The organism is Daejeonella lutea, assembly GCF_900168015.1.
Lineage (GTDB): Bacteria > Bacteroidota > Bacteroidia > Sphingobacteriales > Sphingobacteriaceae > Daejeonella > Daejeonella lutea.
In genome coordinates this window covers 235,000-254,465 of record NZ_FUYR01000001.1, presented here as the reverse complement: position 1 = coordinate 254,465, position 19,466 = coordinate 235,000, and the positions used below count along the sequence as shown (strand labels likewise).

Genomic DNA, 19,466 nt, shown 5'->3' with positions numbered 1-19,466 from the left:
TTTGAAACTAGGGCGTATCCTGTATTGGTTTAACAAATAAATTCTTCGTTCTTATTTCTGAGTAAGGTTGAATACTGTTAAATTCACAGTCTGTTTTCAATTAACCAACCAATTATATTATGAATAATAAATCGTTAAAAGTAGCTCTTTTGGGAGCAGCAAGTCTTTTTGCGCTGAACGCAAATGCTCAGCACGATTCCCCTGCTAAAAAGAAGGTCATTCTCATAGATAAAGCTAATATGGACCTCACAGTTAAGCCAGGTGAAGATTTTTACAATTACGCAAGCGGCACATGGATTAAAAACAATCCCGTACCTCCTAAAGAAACAAGATGGGGAAGCTTTAATCAATTACGTGATTTTAACATCAATGCTGTAAAAACGATTTTAGCAGAATCTGCAAACAGTAAGGCTCCGGCGGGGTCTATAGAAAGACGGGTGGGCGATTTCTACACCGCTGGAATGGATAGTGTGACTATCGAGAAACTTGGGTACACCCCAATCAAAGCTGATTTGGATAAGGTCTCAACCTTAACGGATCTAAGCAGCGTCATTAATCATGCGGCCGCAATGCGTACCTATGGTGCGGGCTCTCCCTTCTTTGGCTTTTTTGTTGGTCAGGACCGAAAAAACGTCAAAAATCTTGTACCTCAGCTCGGGCAGGGTGGTACAACCTTACCTGACAGAGATTATTACCTGAAAAATGATGCGCGCAGCCTTAAAATTCAGGAAGCATACAAAAATTATATTGCAAAATTATTTACTCTCAGCGGTACCCCGCAAACTGAAGCAGCTAAAAACGCAGAAACCATCTTCAATTTCGAAAAGAAGCTGGCTGAGGCTCAGATGAGCAGAGTTGAAATGCGCGATCCCTATAAAACATATAATAAATTCGCGATTAACGACTTCGCTAAAACAACTTCCAATCTAAATTGGCAGAAATTATTGCCTTTGATGAAAGTTAATGGTCAGGATACTATACTTGTAAGTTCTCCTAAATTCTTCACGGACCTGAATGCTGCATTAGGAAGCACTCCCGTTAACGACCTCAAGACCTACCTCCGCTGGAATGTTCTTAAAAGCTCTGCTCCCTATTTAAGTTCTGACTTCGTTAATGCCAATTTCGCATTCAACCAGGTGATCACCGGTCAGAAAGTTCAAACTCCACGCTGGCAAAGAATGTCATCGCTGACCGATGGTACTGTTGGTGAATTGCTTGGACAACTTTATGTTGACAAACATTTCAAGCCTGAAGCAAAAGCCCGAATGCAGGAACTTGTCAGTAATCTTGTCAAAGCCTACGAGATCCGGATCAAAAACCTTGACTGGATGAGCGATGCGACCAAACAGAAGGCTTTAGACAAACTCCATGCTTTTACACCTAAAATTGCCTACCCTGATAAGTGGAAAACCTATGACGGCTTAGAAATTGATCGCAAATCTTTTTTCAAAAACTTGAAGAATGCGAGTGCCTGGGGTTATGAAGATATGGTTGGCCAGCTGGGTAAACCTGTGGATAAAACGAAGTGGGGAATGACGACACCTACAGTAAATGCATACTACAACCCGGTAAATAATGAAATCGTTTTCCCCGCCGGAATTCTTCAATTTCCATTCTTTGATCCAAATGCTGATGATGCTGTCAATTATGGTGGAATCGGCGCAGTTATCGGGCATGAGATATCACACGGCTTCGATGATTCAGGAAGCCAATATGACAAAGATGGGACCTTGCGTAATTGGTGGACAGAAGAAGACATGACACGTTTCAAGGCAAAGGCTAAAGCCCTGCAAGAGCAATATGATGCTTATACAGTTCTGGATACTATACACGTAAACGGTAAACTCACTCTTGGTGAGAATATTGGTGATCTGGGTGGCCTGAACGCCGCATATGAAGCTTTTAAAATGACTAAGCAAGGTCAGAGTAATGAAAAGATTGATGGGTTTACCCCTGATCAGAGATTCTTCCTTTCCTGGGCCCAGGTTTGGAAAGGTAACATACTGAATGAAACAGCCGCGCAACTGATAGTTACCGATACCCATTCACCCGGTCCTTACCGTACTATCGGAGCACCAGTGAATATGGATGCCTGGTACAAAGCGTTCGACATCAAACCGGGCGATAAGCTCTATAAAAAACCAGAAGATCGTATTCGGATCTGGTAATTTTTGCAATAATTTGTAAAAGCCCTGCGTTTGTGTAATTTCAAACGCAGGGCTTTTTCTTTTTCGATGAATATTATTGATGTTATCTTAATAATTGTAGTTTGTCTTGCGGTCTACAGTGGCTGGACTAAAGGTTTTATCCGTTCAACTGTGGAACTTGCGACTTGGTTGGGCAGTTTTCTCCTGGCATTTTTTGTTTCTGAATACTTCGTCCGGGGTTTACAACTTGTTAATGTTCAGGGAATCTGGATTAGGCCAATTCTCTTTATAATACTTCTGCTTGCGTGCAGCCACTTCATTTCCAGGCTGTGTGACAACTTAACTGACTCCCTTTCTGAAGATGCCCACTATCATCCTGCCAATAAAATTGCAGGTACTATTCCGGGCTTTATCTCAGGAGTAGTTTATGCTTCGCTGATATCTTTCTTTGTTCTCTCCTACCCCATGGGAAATTTGTCGCAAAGAACAAAAGACAGCAGACTCGCAGGAGTGTTAAATCAGCAAAATGAATGGCCTGGTAAATTGCTGGCAGAGATGGCAGCCGACATTGGTTACTACTCGCCAAATAATTTTACCGTCCATACCAAGGGCGCCGAAATTCTATCGCTCCCATTCAAGACGAGTACATTCAGTCCACGCCCCGACCTTGAGATAAGAATGCTGCAACTCATAAATCAAGAAAGGAAAAAAGCCGGATTGCAGGCTATGAATTTTGATAAGAAGTTGGCCGACGTGGCCACAAAGCATTCATCTGACATGCTCAGAAGGGGATATTTTTCACATTATACTCCTGAGGGAAAAAGCCCGTTTGATAGGATGAAAAAAGATAAAGTCAGGTTTATTATCGCCGGCGAAAATCTTGCACTGGCCCAAACTCTCCAGTCAGCTCATGAAGGCTTAATGGAATCACCTGTACATAAAGCCAATATCCTTCATTTATCCTTTGGCAGGGTTGGAATTGGCATTTTGGATGCCGGGGTTCATGGTATAATGGTCACGCAGAATTTCAGAAACTAACAAATAAATCTTTTATTACTCAAAGAAAAAACAACAATTACCAGGGCTTAATCGTTAATTTAACTGAAATCAAAACTATGTTGAAATATCTGTTATCATTAATAATCCTTTTCATTTCTTTTGATGGATTGACAGCCCAAACGATAAATCCCGGATTTAAACACCTACTTGACAGCATCTATGAAGAAAAAGTGCCGCAGGTTTCAGTCGAGGACTTCCTTAAGATGAACAAAAATGAAGTGTTTGTTCTTGATACGAGAGAAAACGATGAATTTGAAGTCAGTCATTTAAAGAATGCGCGACACGTTGGCTATTTTTGGTTTGATATGAGAAAAATCTATGATATACCGTTTACTGCAAACATTGTTGTATATTGTTCAATAGGCTCCAGAAGTGAGAAAATTGGCCAAAAACTTGTTAATTCCGGATATAAAAACGTTTACAATCTCTACGGGGGTATATTCGAATGGCTGAATTCCGGACAACCTGTTTACAAAGTGAACGGGGTACAAACTTCTGAAATCCATACATACACGAAAGACTTGGCGCGTTGGGTAGAAAAGGGCACAAAGGTTAATTAACAGGTGCCATGTTGAATCGACCATGAATGAGCACTTAGCATTTGCAGTAACGGCTGATGGATCAAAAACACTTTTTAATTCCCAAATTGGGGAACATTATCATTCACGGCATGGTGCATTGCAGGAAAGCAGGCACGTTTTCCTTGACTCCGGATTAAAGTATTTTTTGGTCCATGAAAAAGTTAGGGCTAGAATCCTGGAAGTAGGCTTTGGTACAGGACTTAACTTCCTCGTGTCAGCGGAATATTGTCACGTTAACAATATTCAACTACATTATACAGGGATTGAGGCATTCCCTCTAAGTCCAGAATTTATTATTAGTACCGGATACGAGCAATACGTGAGCTCAGAACTCTGGAAATCTTATATTGAGAATTACACTGGGGCGTTGAATGGAGAGCAGGCTATTTCTGCTTTTTGCAAGCTAGCAATAGCAGATACTACTTTACTGAAATTCGAATCAAACAACCTGTTCGATGTGCTGTTTTTTGATGCCTTCGCCGCGATCCACCAGCCAGAAATGTGGGATGAACAGTCTCTATCTCATATCTGCAAATTTATCCGTCCGGGTGGGGTTTTTGTAACCTACGCAATTACAGGCAAGCTCAAGCGCACCATGAAAGGCTTGGGATTTGTCATCGAAAAAGCTCCCGGTGCACCTGGTAAACGGGAAATGCTCAGAGCCGTCAAAATTTAGGGTACCGCTACGGTTAAAAACAAAATCTTACTTTTGCGTCAAAAGAAGCAGATGCCCGCAAATGTAATTCCCCCTGCAGGGATAAATCCCGCAGACTCCTTTGAACGCTTACTAACCATCATGGATACCCTCCGTGAACAGTGCCCCTGGGATAAAAAGCAAACCATGGAAACACTCCGCCATCTTACCATCGAGGAAACCTATGAACTGTCCGACTCGATCCTGGAGGGGGATATGGCCGAAATAAAAAAAGAATTGGGGGACATCATGCTTCATTTGGTGTTTTACACCCGTATTGCCTCAGAAAATAATCATTTTAATATTGTTGACGTTTTGAACGGCATTTGCGATAAATTAATACACCGTCATCCCCATATATACAGTGATGTTCAAGTTGAGGATGAAAATGACGTCAAGCGTAACTGGGAGCAATTAAAGCTAAAAGAGGGTAATAAATCAGTACTAGGTGGTGTCCCAGTTTCTTTACCAGCACTCGTCAAATCTTCTCGTATTCAGGAAAAAGCACGTGGCGTTGGTTTCGATTGGGAAAATAAAGAACAGGTTTGGGAAAAAGTTGAAGAAGAACTAAGGGAATTTAAAGAGGAATTTAATACCTCCGCCCATACACCTGTAGACAAAGAAAAAGCTGAATCAGAATTTGGTGATTTACTTTTTTCATTGATCAATTACGCCCGTTTTATTGATATAAATCCTGAGGATGCGCTGGAAAAGACCAATAAAAAATTCATTAAGCGATTCCAGTACCTTGAAGGCCAGGCCAAAAATCTTGGAAAAAATTTAAAAGATATGACCCTCGCGGAGATGGACATTTTTTGGAACGAAGCCAAAAAACTATAAATCCCTTTAATAAATTTCCCGCTCTGTTGCGTTTCGTAAACAAATTGCGTATTGTCAATATAAGCGACAATTTTAATGAACCGTTTAATATTTTCAGCCATAGGAGTCATCCTAACATTTATCTGGATCGTTTACACTGCTCCTAGTAAAAAAAGTAAACTTGGCAGTTTGGAAAACTCCAGGATAAAAAAGATCAGCAAAGCCAGCTCTATATCCTTGCATACGCTTACACAACCTGGTATCAAAGGGCAAGAATTGGATATTATTTCTGGCGTAAGGCCGACTGCTTATTCAGGTTCAAAAGTTTTAACGATAAAGGCAAAAGAAATGCAAGACTGAAGCCATCGAGATAGAAGCGGATAATTTATAAATGTTCAAAAAGACAGTCGTTTCTGAAGAAGAGCTCATTCAGAAATGCAAGCAGGGAAACTTAATACATCAGGAAAAGCTGTACATGCATTTCTATAGCTATGCTATGGGCGTTGGCTTACGCTATTTAAATGATCGTGATGATGCCCTGGAAGTAGTTAATGATTCATTTATAAAGGTATTCAAATCTATTGGCAGCTTTAAAAACGAACAGAATTTTAAGCCATGGTTAAGAAAGATCGTGGTAAACACCGCCCTTGACCGGCGGCGAAAGGAACTTAAACATCAAAATCAGGACAATATTGAAGCAGCTGAGTACGTGTCATTTGCCCCGCAGGCAGTTGCACACCTGAATGCCCAGGATATACTCAAACTACTTGACACTTTGCCTTACGTGCAAAGGACCGTATTTAATATGTACGAGATTGATGGATATAATCACGAAGAAATTGGTGATCTCCTGCAGATTTCTGCCAGCTCTTCGAGAGTTAATTTAAGCAGGGCAAAAGAAAAACTTAGGGAGGCGCTGAGATTAGAAGAATCGGAATATGAAAGAAACGACAGATCGGGAACTTACAGATAGGATCAGTCAGGTATTTGACGACTTCGAAGACCCAATGGCCGAGGCCGGCTGGAAGGAACTTCGTAAAAAGTATCCTGAGACTGACAGGAATCCCGTTGTGCTGTGGTGGGCAGCGGTGGCGGCTATACTACTGGTAGTATGCGGCTTGTGGTTTATCGCTCCGGATGCGAGCCTTCAAGATCAAAAAACAGGAAAAATCCTGGGAACAAATGAGAAAAAACAATCTTCAGCAGAGCCTGCTGTTGCTACACCTGGCGAATCAGCAACAGAATCACCGGTTCAAAGCCAAACATTGAAAAAACTCCCCCTATCTCCTGGCAACACAAAATCAAGAATCAAAGCTCTTTCGAAAAGTTCTGATTCACAATTTGACCACCAGGACATTGCAAATGATCAAACCTCCATTTCACACGATCAGCTAGTAGTGAAAACGGACCAGATTGATATGACTATGCCTGAAACATTGAAAATTTTGACCGAACAAAAAAGCCCTTCGAACAGGCCGGCAGTTACATCACCGGTTTTAAATACTTCAGTACCAGATAACACAACAGTACCTTCACGGGATAGTCTGGTTAATGTTTCTGCAAAATTATTAGCACTGGCACCGCAGAACTCCAACTTAGACGAACATGTCCACACGGTTAAGGAAACAACTCATAGATCAAAAAGATCAGCAACAAAAAATCATTCGATAAGCGTATACGCAGGCTCGTATTTCAATTATTCACTAGGAAGTGAAACCAAACTCAATTTTGGTGCTGGAATTACGTCAGATATTATGCTTGCTAACAATCTGAAGCTTAGTACAGGCCTGGCTCTTGCAAAAAATAGTTTAACCTATAATAACGGCGTTCCTTCATCAAGCAATGCAAAAGTTGCATATGATGCCCTCCCAGCATTCAGTAATAATGGAGGTCTTGCAAGTAGCAGCCTGACAACTGTAACGAGATACGATGCAGACTTGCTGGCGCTTGATATTCCTGTTAACATCAAATATCTGGTAATTCCTAAAGACAACAAGCTCTATCTGCTTGCTGGATTAAGCTCAGGAACTTACCTCTCTGAAAAATACTCGCTTGACTATCGCAATTACAGCTTAGGAGGTAGTCTTTTAACTCAGGGTCAGGGTGTCGACACAAAAAACCATTTGCAGACTTTTGACATCGCCCGCACACTCAATATTTCGTTCGGATACAGTGCCCTTCTTGGAAAAAGTCAGAATATTACAATTGAACCCTTTGTGAAATATCCCTTAGGCGGACTTGGGAGCGAAGACCTTAAGTTTGGCTCAACCGGTATTAATTTGAAGTTGAATTTTTCAAAGATTAGAAAATGAAACACACGATTCTAACCATAATCGGCGTTATAATTATAACATTTTTAGGTGGCTGTGAAAAGTTGGGTAGCCAGCTTTGTGGCGGAAGTGATCCTATCAATGAGCTCCCCTGGTTAAAACAGGAGATCAATCGTTTAAGTGCTTCACCTAACTGCAACAGTATTTCAAGATCTACGTATAAGGAGCAAACAGTATACATCTTTACGAATTGTGAGCCGAATGTAAATAGCATCCCATTTCTCTATAACTGTGATGGCGTGAAGTTAGAGCTCACACCGAGTGATTATCAAGCATTAAATTTCACCGGAAGCATCGAGTTAATCTGGAAAAGTAACTAAATCGAACCTATCTATCAAAAACATATTTAATTGAAAATGAAGAATATATTAAAACTATCTCTTTTGACCGTTGGAGCCACAATCTGTTTCACCTCACAAAGCTATAAGGGTCGCGAATTAGATAAAACGGCATCTTTCAACACTCCATTCGAATTAAAACTGGATGAAAAGGTTTTCCTTCCTAAAGCAAAGAAAGAATTGGAAGTGAGTCTTGTAACCATCAATGATAATCGCTGTCCGGAAAACGTACAGTGTTTAACAGCTGGAAAAGCGATTGCTGAGATCAAACTTGTCAGTAAAGAAGGATCAGAAATCGTGACTAAATTAGAGTTGAATCAGGCATCTGCCGCTGATACTATTACTGTTCCTTTAAATAAAACAAATTACTCTGTAATCCTGAGTGAAGTTGATAGGCTTTATGCCAACAAAGCAAAAATACTGATCAAAAAACAAGCTATTTAAAACTTATTGCCTTTAACGGCGAAATCCTGGTCACGAGCAAAGAAGGAATGAGGAGTACTAATATGCTGATGATTAATGTTCCGGCATTTAGTAATAGGATATCCTGAATTTCAAGCTGAACAGGCACGAAGCTCATATAATACGATGCCTGATCAAGTTTGAAAAAGTGAGTTTCAGCCTGTATGAGTCCTAATCCTATACCAAGGATATTGCCCAGAAGCAATCCAAACCCGATCAGATAAGCTGCGTTGTATAAAAATATTTTTCTCACATTCCAGTTCGTGCTGCCCAGAGCCTTGAGTATGCCAATCATATTCGTGCGCTCCAGAATCATTATCAACAGTGCTGAAATCATATTTATTACTGCAACGGCCATCATTAATACTAAGATAACCTGAGCATTTACATCGAGAAGAGAAAGCCACTCAAAAATCGTTGGGTAGTAGTCTTTAACGGAGAATGATCGTAGTTCAATATTGATATTGTCATAAATTTGATTGGTCGTCTCCTCCAGCTGATTGAAGTCATCCACTCTAAGCTCATACCCGCCAACCTGCGATTTATTCCACTTATTCAAACTCCTGATCAGACTTAGATCCCCGATTACAAAAGTTTTGTCAACCTCCTCAACCCCAAGATTATAAATTCCCTGTATTACAAATTTTCTCTTCCTCAGGGAATTCTCAATAAAATACATCAGAAAGTCATCCCCAACTTTAAGGTTCAGACGATCTGCCGTATATTTAGATATTAGAATCTGGGTTCTAGCTTTGACACTGTCTGAAAAATCAATGACGTTTCCGGCAACGAGGGTATTCTTAAAATACTCCCACCGATAGCTGCGATCAACACCTTTTAGGACGACTCCTTCGACTTCATTATTTGTATTTATAATTCCAGGCTTAGTTGCAAAAGCCTGCAGGTAACTCACTCCGGGCATAGAAGCAAGTTGATTGAGTGTATCCTTGGAAACAGAAAACGGAGAGTTCTCAAATGACGTATTCAGGTCGAGTTTTGAGATCTGAATATCCCCTGAGAAACCCCGCACTTTCTCCCTGATCTCTGACTTGAATCCTTTAACAATTGCAACGGAAAGTATCATCACAGCAAGTCCAAGCATAATCCCAAGGATTGCTATGCGTACAATGAGTTTGGAAAAAGTCCGTTCTGAATTAAACGTAATTCGCTTGGCAATAAATAACGGGAGATTCAAGCTGGAATGATTTAAATGGTGTCCAAAGATGCGATTTTTTTAAATTCATTGATTCCTGAATTACGTACTTACAGGTAATATTCTATAAAATTAATATGAAATCGAAAATAAACTTAATAACAGTTTTAGTTATCTTAACATATATAATGCCTGTTAATGCTCAACGGATAAATTCAGCGAGCGGCATTGTTCCTAATCCACGCAGCGTTAATGTGAACGACCTTAATCGCATAAAAGGGAAGATTAAGACGGGCGCGGATCAGACAGAACAATATTTACCTTACTTGCAGGGAAAAAGAATTGGAATGGTGGTTAACCCGACATCAGTCATAGGAACCAGTGCAAGTGTCGACATTTTGAAGGCACGTGGAGTTAATATCGTCAAGATATTTGGACCGGAACATGGGTTCCGTGGCGATGCAAGCGCCGGCATAAAAGTTGACGATAGCTTTGACGCAAAAACTGGCCTTCCTGTCATTTCATTATACGGCAAACATAATAAACCAAGTAAAGAGGATCTCGCAAATGTAGATTTAATGATTTTTGACATACAGGATGTTGGTGTCCGTTTCTACACTTATATTAACACGCTCCAGTATGTCATGGAAGCCTGCGCGGAAAACAATAAGGAATTGCTGATACTTGACCGCCCTAATCCTAATGGCTTTTATGTAGACGGCCCGATCCTCGATCCAAAATTAAAATCTGGCATTGGGGTAAACCCAATTCCAATTGTTCATGGTTTGACCATAGCAGAATATGCACAAATGCTAAATGGAGAAGGCTGGCTAGCCAAGGGGGTAAAGTGCAGGTTAAAAATTATAAAGGTTGCTAATTACACCCATGGAATGAATTATGAGTTGCCTGTGAAGCCATCCCCGAATCTGAATACCCAGCAAGCGATCATGCTTTACCCATCGTTATGCCTTTTTGAAGGCACAATCATTAGTCAGGGACGAGGGACCTATTTTCCATTTACGGTTTTAGGTAATCCTGATCTTAAAGGGAAATATACTTTTTACTTTACGCCTAAAAGTATTAAAGGTATGAGTGAAACACCCCTTCATCAAGATAAAGCATCCTATGGATTAGACCTGAGAAAATACAACACCGACAAATTCAAAAAGACGGGAAAAATCAACCTGAGCTGGTTGATAGAACTTTATAACGCCTACCCGGATAAAGCGAAATTTTTTGACTTTACTCAAAGTAACCAGATGGGCAACTTCGACAAACTCGCCGGAACATCGGATCTTAAAAACCAAATAATTAAAGGAAAATCAGAACAGGAGATCAGAGACAGTTGGGAACCTGCACTTTCACAGTACAAAATAATGCGAAAGAAATATCTCCTTTATCAATGATATTGCAGGTTATAGGCTTTAAGTTTTAAGTTTGCACCTATTATACTTACGCTTAGATTTCGGTTGAACTGGAGTAAGCTGAAACTTAACACTAACTGCAGATATGAGAATTGTTTTTATGGGCACCCCTGATTTTGCTGTTGCTTCTTTAAGAGCACTAGTTGAGAATGGGTGTGATATTGTGGGTGTGATAACTGCCCCGGATAAACCAGCTGGACGGGGCCAGAAGCTGAACGAATCGGCCGTTAAAAAGTATGCAACAGAACAAGGTCTTAATGTATTGCAGCCACAAAAACTAAAAGATCCACTATTCATCGAACATCTCAGATCGCTCAATGCCGATCTGCAGGTAATTGTTGCCTTCAGGATGCTACCTGAAATCGTTTGGGCAATGCCACCACTGGGAACTATCAATCTGCATGCATCACTACTGCCACAATACCGTGGAGCCGCTCCTATAAACTGGGCAATTATCAATGGTGAGCGGGAAACCGGAGTGAGTACTTTTTTTCTGAAGCAGGAAATTGATACAGGCGACCTGTTGCTTTCCCAATCGGTGAACATCGATAAAACGGATACTGCCGGGGATCTTCATGATAAGCTAATGGAAACAGGCGCACATCTGCTATTGAAAACGGTTACAGCCATTCAAGAACGAAACTATAAAGAATATCCTCAACCTTCTGAACTTGATTTAAAAACTGCTCCGAAAATTTTTAAGGAAGATTGTCTAATCAAATGGAATCAACCCGTAGAAACTGTTTTCAATTTTATTCGGGGTTTAAGCCCTTACCCTACCGCGTTTACTTATCTCCAGGAGAAAACACTGAAAGTTTTTCGCGCAGATATAGAGAAAAGTGACGCTGATCTTGAACCGGGTAAGGTATTGACCGACAATAAAACCTACCTAAAATTTTCCTGCACTGACGGAATTATTTCTGTACTGGAACTTCAGCTGGAAGGCAAAAAAAGAATGAAGGTTGATGAGTTTCTTCGTGGAGTTAGGTTGTGATAACTTATAACGAATTAAGTTTCTCGCTTAGAAAGCGAGAAATTTCGTTAAAATACCTTTTGTTATTATAGCCCATAACCCATTGTATCCCACGGGCAGCGTTGGTAAGAAACACTTCGTCAGCTTCGTTTAATATATCCGGGCTAATTTGCGCCTCAATTAATTCAATACCATTTTCCTTTGCCAACTTTATAACGACCTGACGCATAACACCTGCAATACAGCCTTCGCTCAATGCGGGAGTATAGAGTTTTCTGTCGTAAACAACAAAGGCATTGCAGCTCATCGCTTCACACAAAAACCCCTTGTCATTCAGAACAATGACTTCGTCCAGCGAATTCTGTGTTTTATAAATGCCCGCCATTACATAGGTCAGTGAATTACAAGTTTTAAGGTTAGAAAGAATATTTACCGGTTTGGTAAGCTCGTCGAAAACATCAATAATCAGCCCCCGATCATTCAGCAAGTAAGTGCTTTCGGTAACCTTTGATGCTTCCAGAACATATGCCATTTTATTCGCTGATGGACTATATAAGCCCTCGCCGTCGCGGAACGCGGTAAGGCGTATGCGAGCATCAGGGCCGGTTTTGTTTCTCCGAACGAGTTCTTCCACCCTCTCCTGCATGAACCAGGTATCAATGGTCGACCATGAATCCATCTTCAACAATTTCAGGCCTTTGCGAATCCGGTCACTGTGAAGTTCAGCAAATTTCAACTCGCCCCTTAAAAACCGCATTGACTCAAAAAGACCGTCACCGTATTTGAAGCCGCGATTAGCTATGGTGAGAACTGGTTGGTCTGCTGGAACGATATCCCCGTTGAAATTAACGAACTGCTTACTCATTTATTCTTTTATATAATTACGCCATTTTTCCAGAACGGAACTGAAATCAGAAGGAAGGTCAGTCTCGAAATGAATAAACTTCCGGGTTGATGGGTGTATAAAACCTAACGATTTAGCATGCAGGGCTTGTCGTGGCATTATTTGGAAACAATTATCTACAAACTGACGATATTTATTGAAGACAGTCCCTTTAATAATCCTGTCCCCGCCATATGTACTATCGTTAAATAACGGATGACCTATATGTTTCATATGAGCCCGGATTTGATGGGTTCGCCCGGTTTCCAGCTGGCATTCAATTAACGTCACGTAGTTTAATCGCTCAAGGACTTTGAAGTGTGTCACAGACCATTTCCCGTTTGCCTCGTCATCGTATACAGCCATTATCTTCCTGTCCTTCATGCTCCGCCCAATGTATCCTTTGACTGTCCCGTCTTCCTTAAGGTCGCCCCATACCAAAGCCAGATACTTCCGTGTGATACTGTGATCAAAAAACTGCTTAGCGAGGAAAGTGATCGCCCATTCATTCTTACTGACGAGTAATAAGCCTGATGTGTCTTTATCGATACGATGGACGAGACCAGGTCTCCCATCATTCCCAGGTAACTGAGGCAGCTGTTGCACATGGTGAACGAGGGCATTTACAAGGGTCCCCGAATAATTATTGAAACCCGGATGAACCACCATACCAGGTGCCTTATTTACAAGAATTACATCGTCGTCTTCATAAACAATATCAATTGGTAAATCCTCAGGGTAAACTTCCGTATCCCTGGGTGGATGTGGTAGTACAAGTGATATTACGTCATGGGGCTTAACCTTGTAGCTTGCTTTTACGACCTTATCGTTAACCAAAACATTGCCCGCATCTATTGCATTCTGAATCCGGTTGCGTGAGGTATTCTCAGTCCGAATGATAAGAAATTTGTCCAGACGTAGCAATGCCTGCCCTTTGTCCACAACAATCCGCAAATGTTCATACAAATCTTGTTCTTCAACTTCCTGAACATCGTTTTCCAAAGTCATTCGGCAAAATTAATTCTTTAGGATGACTATATGCGCATAATAGAAGTTGATAATTAGACTTTAGGATGGCTGGATGGAAATATCTATAATCAGATAAATTTAAAACGTTTAACTTTACGTGTTGATTAAATCATGCGGGTAAGCATACTTGCCGATTTGCGTGAGCAGGCAATTGTTGCTAGTAAACCTTTTAAAAACAACCTTTTACAAATGAAAAATACCTTTTACTTCCGAATTTCATTAGCTTTATTACTAATGCTTGGCTTCATACAGGCAAATGCACAAAGCGATGTTTCAGACCTTATAAAATCAAGTCCGGCCGACGCTACCAAATTAGCACAAGCCTATCTAAAACCACTGTTTAAAGGATTTGGTACCGGATTAAATACGGGCTGGAACAATTCCGCGCACTCTAAAAACTTGCTGCGTTTCGATCTTCGTTTTGGATTAACAGGAGCCGTTGTGCCGCAAAAGGACGAGTCATTCGACGTCACCAAAATAGGTTTATCCGGAAACGTAAGGCCGACAAACGCCAGTCAGGTAGTCACCCCAACATTTGCTGGGCCAAGCAATACTGGTGTAGAGCTTGGAGTTTACGACTCATCTAACCGCCTGCTAGAACGTTTCAGTATGCCTGAAGGCACTGGCATAGGCCTGGTTCCAGCACCACAATTACAGGGTAGTATCGGATTACCAAGGGGATTGGAGTTTACCCTCAGGGCAATGCCGAAAATTAATCTGGGAGATGATATTGGCGCGGTAGGAATGTTCGGCGGAGGATTGAAAGTTGAAGTCCTTCCTTTGATTTCAGGTGTTGTGGATAAAATAACCCCGATCGATATTGCCGTAGCCCTGGGATATACACAATTTAACTATAGTGTTCCTCTAAACGTTCCTGCTCCATCCGGTGCATCAGGACCATCTGGTGACTTCTCAAATCAAAGAATTGAGGCACAATTCTCAGGAATAAACTCCGAAGTGATCATCTCTAAAAGATTATTAGTGTTTACACCGTTTCTTAGCTTTGGATACAACACTGCCAAGACTGACGTAGGATTGAAAGGGAATTATCCGATCGTGACCGGAGCAACTCTTTTAGGCCAGCCCACATATACTGTCTTTACCGATCCGGTAAACATAAAACAAACTGATATCAGTGGCTTCAGAACAAATCTAGGCTTTCAGTTAAATCTCGCTTTTTTCCGGATTTATGGATCTTATAGCATGGCTGAATATAATGCATTCAATGCCGGTATTGGGTTCGGTCTTGGAAAGTAAGAAAACCTAAAGTGTTGACTGGCTTAGACATCTACAGTCCGGTAGAACAGATACATGACCCTCTTTTCGAAGAGAAGAAAGTAGAAGTATTTATAAAGCGGGATGATATGATCCATCCATTTATTTCGGGGAATAAATGGAGGAAGCTCAAATATATCCTTGCTCATGCCAGTTCAGAAAAGAAAAAGCACCTCGTAACTTTCGGTGGTGCCTTTTCAAATCACCTTATAGCAACCGCCTGTGCAGCAGCAAAATTCGGGTTTAAAAGCACCGGAATTGTTCGGGGAGAAGAAGTACAGAATGATGTACTTATGATCTGTAAGCTCTTTGGGATGAGCCTGTTGTTTATAGACCGATCTTCATACAGAGATAAACACGACTTATTTAACACGCACTTTTCAAATGATCCTGAAGCTATTTTCATAGATGAAGGTGGTGCGGGTGAACTGGGTGTGAAAGGATGCTCGGAGCTGGTGACAGAGCTCAATGAAAAATACGATCATCTGTTTTGTGCCGCAGGCACCGGCACTACGGCCGCAGGAATAATAAAAGGTGTTCAGAAAAATTTTGTTTCTGCAAAAGTGCATGTTATTCCCGTCCTAAAGAGCGGCACTTTCCTGGAAAAAGAAATTCAAAAGTATACAGACCGTTCATTTGAATTTCATCCGGAGTATCATTTTGGCGGATATGCAAAATCTACTCCGGAACTCATTTCTTTCGTTAAATACTTCTGCCGCTCGACTGGGATTTTGATCGAACCAATTTATACAGGTAAAATGTTCTGGGCACTCTACGACCTTTTGAGAAAAGACAAATTCCCCGCCGGTTCCAAAATTCTAGCAATCCATACCGGAGGCCTGACAGGTATTCTGGGAATGTCCTCAAGAATGGCATAGTATTAGAGATTTTAGGCAGAAATCGAGTGCTTGAGTGGTTCGATTCTGCCGTTAAAATTTAGCAGGGTTCTCGTCTCTATCTTAAAAAATAGGTTTAAACAGTTTAAACCTATTTTACGGGCCCAATAGACGAAAAGTGCCGAAATTTGCGCATTTGTGCGGTTTATTTTATTTTTGAGGTTAAAGGAAACGTTATGTATAAATTATCAATATCGCCCGATCAGGTGAATGAAACACTTAGTAAGCACATCCTGGCAGATGGATTCGATCTCACATTCGATATGGAGAAAAGCAACGGTGTTTATATATATGATTCAAAATATAACCGCACTTTACTGGACTTTTTTACTTGCTTCGCATCAGTACCTCTCGGATATAACCATCCTAAAATGGTTAATGATGAAGAGTTCAAAAAGAACCTGATGCAAGCCGCGTTAACCAATCCTTCCAACTCTGATATTTACACTACTCAATACGCACAGTTTGTCGAAACATTCTCAAGAGTGGGTATTCCAGAATACCTTCCGCATGCATTTTTTATTGCTGGCGGATCACTTGCAATTGAGAACGCTTTAAAAGTGGCTATGGACTGGAAAGTTCAGAAAAACTATCAGAAAGGTTATACCAGAGAAAGAGGTTCACAAGTTATTCATTTTGAAAAAGCGTTTCACGGCCGCTCAGGATATACATTAAGCCTTACAAACACACTTCCGGACAAAACGAAATGGTTTGCAAAATTCGGTTGGCCCCGAGTGAGCACTCCTGCGATAAAATTCCCTTTTACGGATGAAGGATATGAAGATTTAAAGAAACGTGAAGCACTCTCCATAGCTCAGATTAAGCAGGCTTTTGCCGATAATAAAGACGATATATGCGCGATCATTATTGAACCAATCCAATCAGAGGGAGGTGATAACCATTTCCGCCAGGAATTTTTGGAGCAGCTTCGTCAGCTTTGTGATGAAAACGAATGTTTTCTGATTTACGATGAGGTTCAAACCGGCGTCGGGCTTACTGGAAAATTCTGGGCACATGAGCATTTCGGCGAAAAAGCAAGGCCTGATATTCTAGCCTTTGGCAAGAAAATGCAGGTCTGCGGGATTCTTGCAGGTAAAAAGGTTGATGAAATTGAGACGAATGTCTTTAAGGTTCCATCTCGAATCAATTCTACCTGGGGCGGAAACCTTGTTGATATGGTGCGATCAACCAGGATCCTTGAAATTATAGAAGAAGATAATTTAATCGCTAATGCTGCGATTACGGGTAACTATTTACAAGAGCGTCTCCGGTCAATTGTAGACAAGCATGAAATTCTTTCAAATGTTCGTGGCCGCGGTTTAATGACAGCATTTGATTTCCCGAATAAAACTATGCGTGATAAATTTATTACAGATGGAATGAAGGAAAATGTAATGTTCCTTGGTTGCGGAGATAAAACGATCCGCTTCCGGCCGGCATTAATTATCAATGAAGAACACGTCGATAAAGGCCTGGAGGTGTTGGAAAAAATAGTAAGCTAGAATATAAGATTGTAGGGAGTAAATTCTTCGTTGAATGAGATAGATGGAACCTTTATCTCAGATCGAACAAGTTGTTTACTCCGAGCAGTTTTTTACTGGTAAAACCTTCGGCATGGACAGCTCCAATTGATTTTCCCAATTCCCGTGAACGGGCTTCAATGACCTTCAGAAATTCTGGCGAGGAAATGTAAGTCTGCTTGTCATCATTGTCGGGATTAAAGAACTGAGTCTTAAATGCATGTATACACTCGAGCTTTTTATCCCAAAACTCAGTGACGTCAACCAAAATATCTGGCTGGATATATCGGTCCTGGATGAACTGTAAAAGTAATCGCGGGCGAAAAGCTTTCTGTGACTTTCCTTCATATTGAGTTTCAATCTTAGCCAGACCGGATAGAAACAATGCATCATAAACAAGGTCGGAAGCTCGGCCATGGTCCGGATGACGGTCATGGAGGGCATTGCATAATACTACTTCTGGCGTGTATTTTCTGATCATTTGGATTACCTTCAACTGGTGTTGCTCATCGTTTTTGAAGAAGCCATCCCGCATTTCTAAATTCTCTCTCACGTGCAGACCTAATATCCTGGTTGATTCTGCTGATTCCTCATCCCTGGTTTCAGCAGTTCCCCGCGTGCCCAGTTCACCCCTGGTCAAATCAACGATACCCACCTTTTTCCCAGCCGCAATATGCTTTAAAATTGTTCCCGAACAGCCTAGTTCAGCGTCGTCGGGATGTACGGCAAATACCAGAATATCTAATTTCATAAGGATTTATTATTCAATAGTTTAACAATCTTCTTCTTAATTCTGGAAGAATTCGGTTTGGTGAAAGGGTAGAAAAAATCAACAACTTCTCCATCCCGGTTGATGAGATATTTATGGAAATTCCATCTCGGCGCGGCTCCAACTTTTCCATTTAGCTTTTTGCTCGACAAAAATTTATACAGTGGGTGAGCATACTCGCCCCTGGCTCTGATTTTTTCAAAAACATCAAAATGGGTATCATAATTAACCTCACAAAATTTCGTAATTTCATGCCCATCCAAAGGTTCTTGTCCGCCGAAATCGTTAGATGGAAATGCAAGAATCGCAAAGTCGTCGCCTTCGAAATCTTTTCTTAAAACTTCAAGATCTTTTAGCTGGGGAGTAAAACCACATTCAGAGGCTATATTTACAATAAGAAGAACCTTATCCTTATAATCTATTAAATTCTTATTCTCTCCATCCTGGGTCTGAACGGAGAATTGATAAATCGACTTTTCTGTCATAGATTGTACATGTAATAACCAGAAGACTGGATGATCGCTTCAATGTCGCGATCTTCCTGAGGATCGTATTTGTTTTTAAGGTTATTACCAAAGATACGGGCAACAGATTGATAAAGGAAAGCCGTAACGCCACCCTTCATTTCTCTAACAAGATCATAACTGCTATTACCAGTCTCTCGATCGATTAATTTTATCAAAATTCCGCCTTGAGTTATTGTTAGATTCTTAATTTCGCGATTAAACATCGCCTTTATTTCACCTTCAAATGCTTTTACCAAAATGCGCTGTTCCCGTTTAGACTTAGCATGTGCAAGATCTGTTTGTAGTATGGAGTAACGCTGCCGGGCGAACATTGCATAAGGCATAACTTTGAGAACGTTATATCGCAATCTGTTAAATTTAGCTTTTTCTGCTGCTGATTTGAATATTCGTGTATCTAGTATCACGACTTCCGGCAGTCCTATCCACGGTATCAGCTCGTCATCCACATTCGTTACTGCAACCCTGATCGTATCCTTTACTCCTTTTATAGTTGGGTCATTCTTATACTGGGCTAATGCCGTTTTTGACATCAAAACCACACAAAGAATTACCGATAGCCTAAAAAATTTCATAAATTTATACTCTGC

Annotated in this window: 20 protein-coding genes; 14 read left to right on the top strand and 6 right to left on the bottom strand. The window is 40.9% G+C overall.

Going from position 1 to position 19,466, the window contains the following annotated elements:
- The first annotated feature begins 119 nt into the window (after positions 1-119).
- The 9 genes from B5X60_RS01260 to B5X60_RS01215 all read left to right on the top strand — a co-directional run bounded on the left by B5X60_RS01260 (position 120) and on the right by B5X60_RS01215 (position 8,412).
- Positions 120-2,168 carry a M13 family metallopeptidase gene (locus B5X60_RS01260; protein WP_079700758.1) on the top strand — a complete coding sequence of 683 codons (2,049 nt, stop codon included), beginning with the start codon at positions 120-122 and terminating at the stop codon, positions 2,166-2,168.
- Between the two features lie 66 nt (positions 2,169-2,234).
- Entirely contained in the window at positions 2,235-3,185 is a 951-nt protein-coding gene (locus B5X60_RS01255; protein ID WP_079700757.1) for a CvpA family protein, read from the top strand.
- A 77-nt stretch (positions 3,186-3,262) separates the two neighbouring features.
- Complete coding sequence (locus B5X60_RS01250) at positions 3,263-3,766, top strand: rhodanese-like domain-containing protein (RefSeq protein WP_079700756.1); 504 nt, start codon at positions 3,263-3,265, stop codon at positions 3,764-3,766.
- A 22-nt stretch (positions 3,767-3,788) separates the two neighbouring features.
- Complete coding sequence (gene mnmD / locus B5X60_RS01245; RefSeq protein ID WP_079700755.1) at positions 3,789-4,463, top strand: tRNA (5-methylaminomethyl-2-thiouridine)(34)-methyltransferase MnmD; 675 nt, start codon at positions 3,789-3,791, stop codon at positions 4,461-4,463.
- A gap of 51 nt (positions 4,464-4,514) precedes the next feature.
- A complete protein-coding gene (mazG, locus tag B5X60_RS01240) occupies positions 4,515-5,321 on the top strand; it encodes a nucleoside triphosphate pyrophosphohydrolase (RefSeq protein ID WP_079700754.1) in 807 nt (268 codons plus the stop codon).
- Between the two features lie 370 nt (positions 5,322-5,691).
- The gene (locus tag B5X60_RS01230; RefSeq protein WP_079700752.1) at positions 5,692-6,273 is read left to right on the top strand and encodes an RNA polymerase sigma factor; all 582 of its coding nucleotides are present in this window, start codon (positions 5,692-5,694) and stop codon (positions 6,271-6,273) included.
- Positions 6,239-7,612, top strand: a complete 1,374-nt coding sequence (locus tag B5X60_RS01225) for a hypothetical protein (RefSeq protein WP_079700751.1) — start codon at positions 6,239-6,241, stop codon at positions 7,610-7,612. The genes B5X60_RS01230 and B5X60_RS01225 overlap by 35 nt, the downstream gene beginning before the upstream one ends.
- On the top strand, positions 7,609-7,950 hold the full coding sequence (locus B5X60_RS01220; protein WP_079700750.1) for a hypothetical protein: 342 nt from the start codon (positions 7,609-7,611) through the stop codon (positions 7,948-7,950). Before B5X60_RS01225 ends, B5X60_RS01220 begins: the two co-directional genes overlap by 4 nt.
- A 36-nt stretch (positions 7,951-7,986) precedes the next feature.
- Positions 7,987-8,412, top strand: a complete 426-nt coding sequence (locus tag B5X60_RS01215) for a hypothetical protein (RefSeq protein ID WP_079700749.1) — start codon at positions 7,987-7,989, stop codon at positions 8,410-8,412.
- Here B5X60_RS01215 and B5X60_RS01210 read toward each other — a convergent pair.
- Complete coding sequence (locus B5X60_RS01210) at positions 8,405-9,625, bottom strand: ABC transporter permease (RefSeq protein ID WP_079700748.1); 1,221 nt, start codon at positions 9,623-9,625, stop codon at positions 8,405-8,407. The two genes, B5X60_RS01215 and B5X60_RS01210, sit on opposite strands and share 8 nt — an antisense overlap.
- Before the next feature lie 95 nt (positions 9,626-9,720).
- On the opposite strand from B5X60_RS01210, the gene B5X60_RS01205 reads away from it, so the two are divergent.
- Both B5X60_RS01205 and fmt read left to right on the top strand, forming a co-directional pair.
- Positions 9,721-10,989, top strand: a complete 1,269-nt coding sequence (locus tag B5X60_RS01205) for an exo-beta-N-acetylmuramidase NamZ family protein (RefSeq protein ID WP_245803438.1) — start codon at positions 9,721-9,723, stop codon at positions 10,987-10,989.
- Between the two features lie 103 nt (positions 10,990-11,092).
- Positions 11,093-12,001: a methionyl-tRNA formyltransferase gene (gene fmt, locus B5X60_RS01200; protein WP_079700747.1), complete on the top strand. Its 909-nt coding sequence runs from the start codon at positions 11,093-11,095 to the stop codon at positions 11,999-12,001.
- Between the two features lie 4 nt (positions 12,002-12,005).
- Here fmt and B5X60_RS01195 read toward each other — a convergent pair whose 3' ends face one another.
- Positions 12,006-12,845 (bottom strand): aminotransferase class IV, encoded by an 840-nt coding sequence (locus B5X60_RS01195; protein ID WP_079700746.1) that lies wholly within the window; start codon positions 12,843-12,845, stop codon positions 12,006-12,008.
- Positions 12,846-13,871 carry an RluA family pseudouridine synthase gene (locus B5X60_RS01190; RefSeq protein ID WP_079700745.1) on the bottom strand — a complete coding sequence of 342 codons (1,026 nt, stop codon included), beginning with the start codon at positions 13,869-13,871 and terminating at the stop codon, positions 12,846-12,848.
- Between the two features lie 132 nt (positions 13,872-14,003).
- Between B5X60_RS01190 and B5X60_RS01185 the strand changes: the two genes are divergently transcribed.
- The 3 genes from B5X60_RS01185 (at position 14,004) to lat (ending at position 17,565) form a co-directional block, all read left to right on the top strand.
- Positions 14,004-15,149: a DUF6588 family protein gene (locus B5X60_RS01185; protein WP_079700744.1), complete on the top strand. Its 1,146-nt coding sequence runs from the start codon at positions 14,004-14,006 to the stop codon at positions 15,147-15,149.
- 11 nt (positions 15,150-15,160) lie between these two features.
- A complete protein-coding gene (locus tag B5X60_RS01180; protein ID WP_407641459.1) occupies positions 15,161-16,045 on the top strand; it encodes a 1-aminocyclopropane-1-carboxylate deaminase/D-cysteine desulfhydrase in 885 nt (294 codons plus the stop codon).
- A gap of 194 nt (positions 16,046-16,239) precedes the next feature.
- Complete coding sequence (lat, locus tag B5X60_RS01175; protein WP_079700742.1) at positions 16,240-17,565, top strand: L-lysine 6-transaminase; 1,326 nt, start codon at positions 16,240-16,242, stop codon at positions 17,563-17,565.
- 52 nt (positions 17,566-17,617) lie between these two features.
- Here the strand turns inward: lat and bshB1 are convergent, their stop codons facing one another.
- From bshB1 to B5X60_RS01160, 3 genes are read right to left on the bottom strand one after another with little or no spacing between them, the layout of a single operon-like run.
- Entirely contained in the window at positions 17,618-18,334 is a 717-nt protein-coding gene (bshB1, locus tag B5X60_RS01170) for a bacillithiol biosynthesis deacetylase BshB1 (protein ID WP_079700741.1), read from the bottom strand.
- Positions 18,331-18,837 (bottom strand): glutathione peroxidase, encoded by a 507-nt coding sequence (locus B5X60_RS01165; protein ID WP_079700740.1) that lies wholly within the window; start codon positions 18,835-18,837, stop codon positions 18,331-18,333. The genes bshB1 and B5X60_RS01165 overlap by 4 nt, the downstream gene beginning before the upstream one ends.
- Entirely contained in the window at positions 18,834-19,451 is a 618-nt protein-coding gene (locus B5X60_RS01160; protein WP_079700739.1) for a DUF4294 domain-containing protein, read from the bottom strand. The genes B5X60_RS01165 and B5X60_RS01160 overlap by 4 nt, the downstream gene beginning before the upstream one ends.
- Between the last annotated feature and the right edge of the window lie 15 nt (positions 19,452-19,466).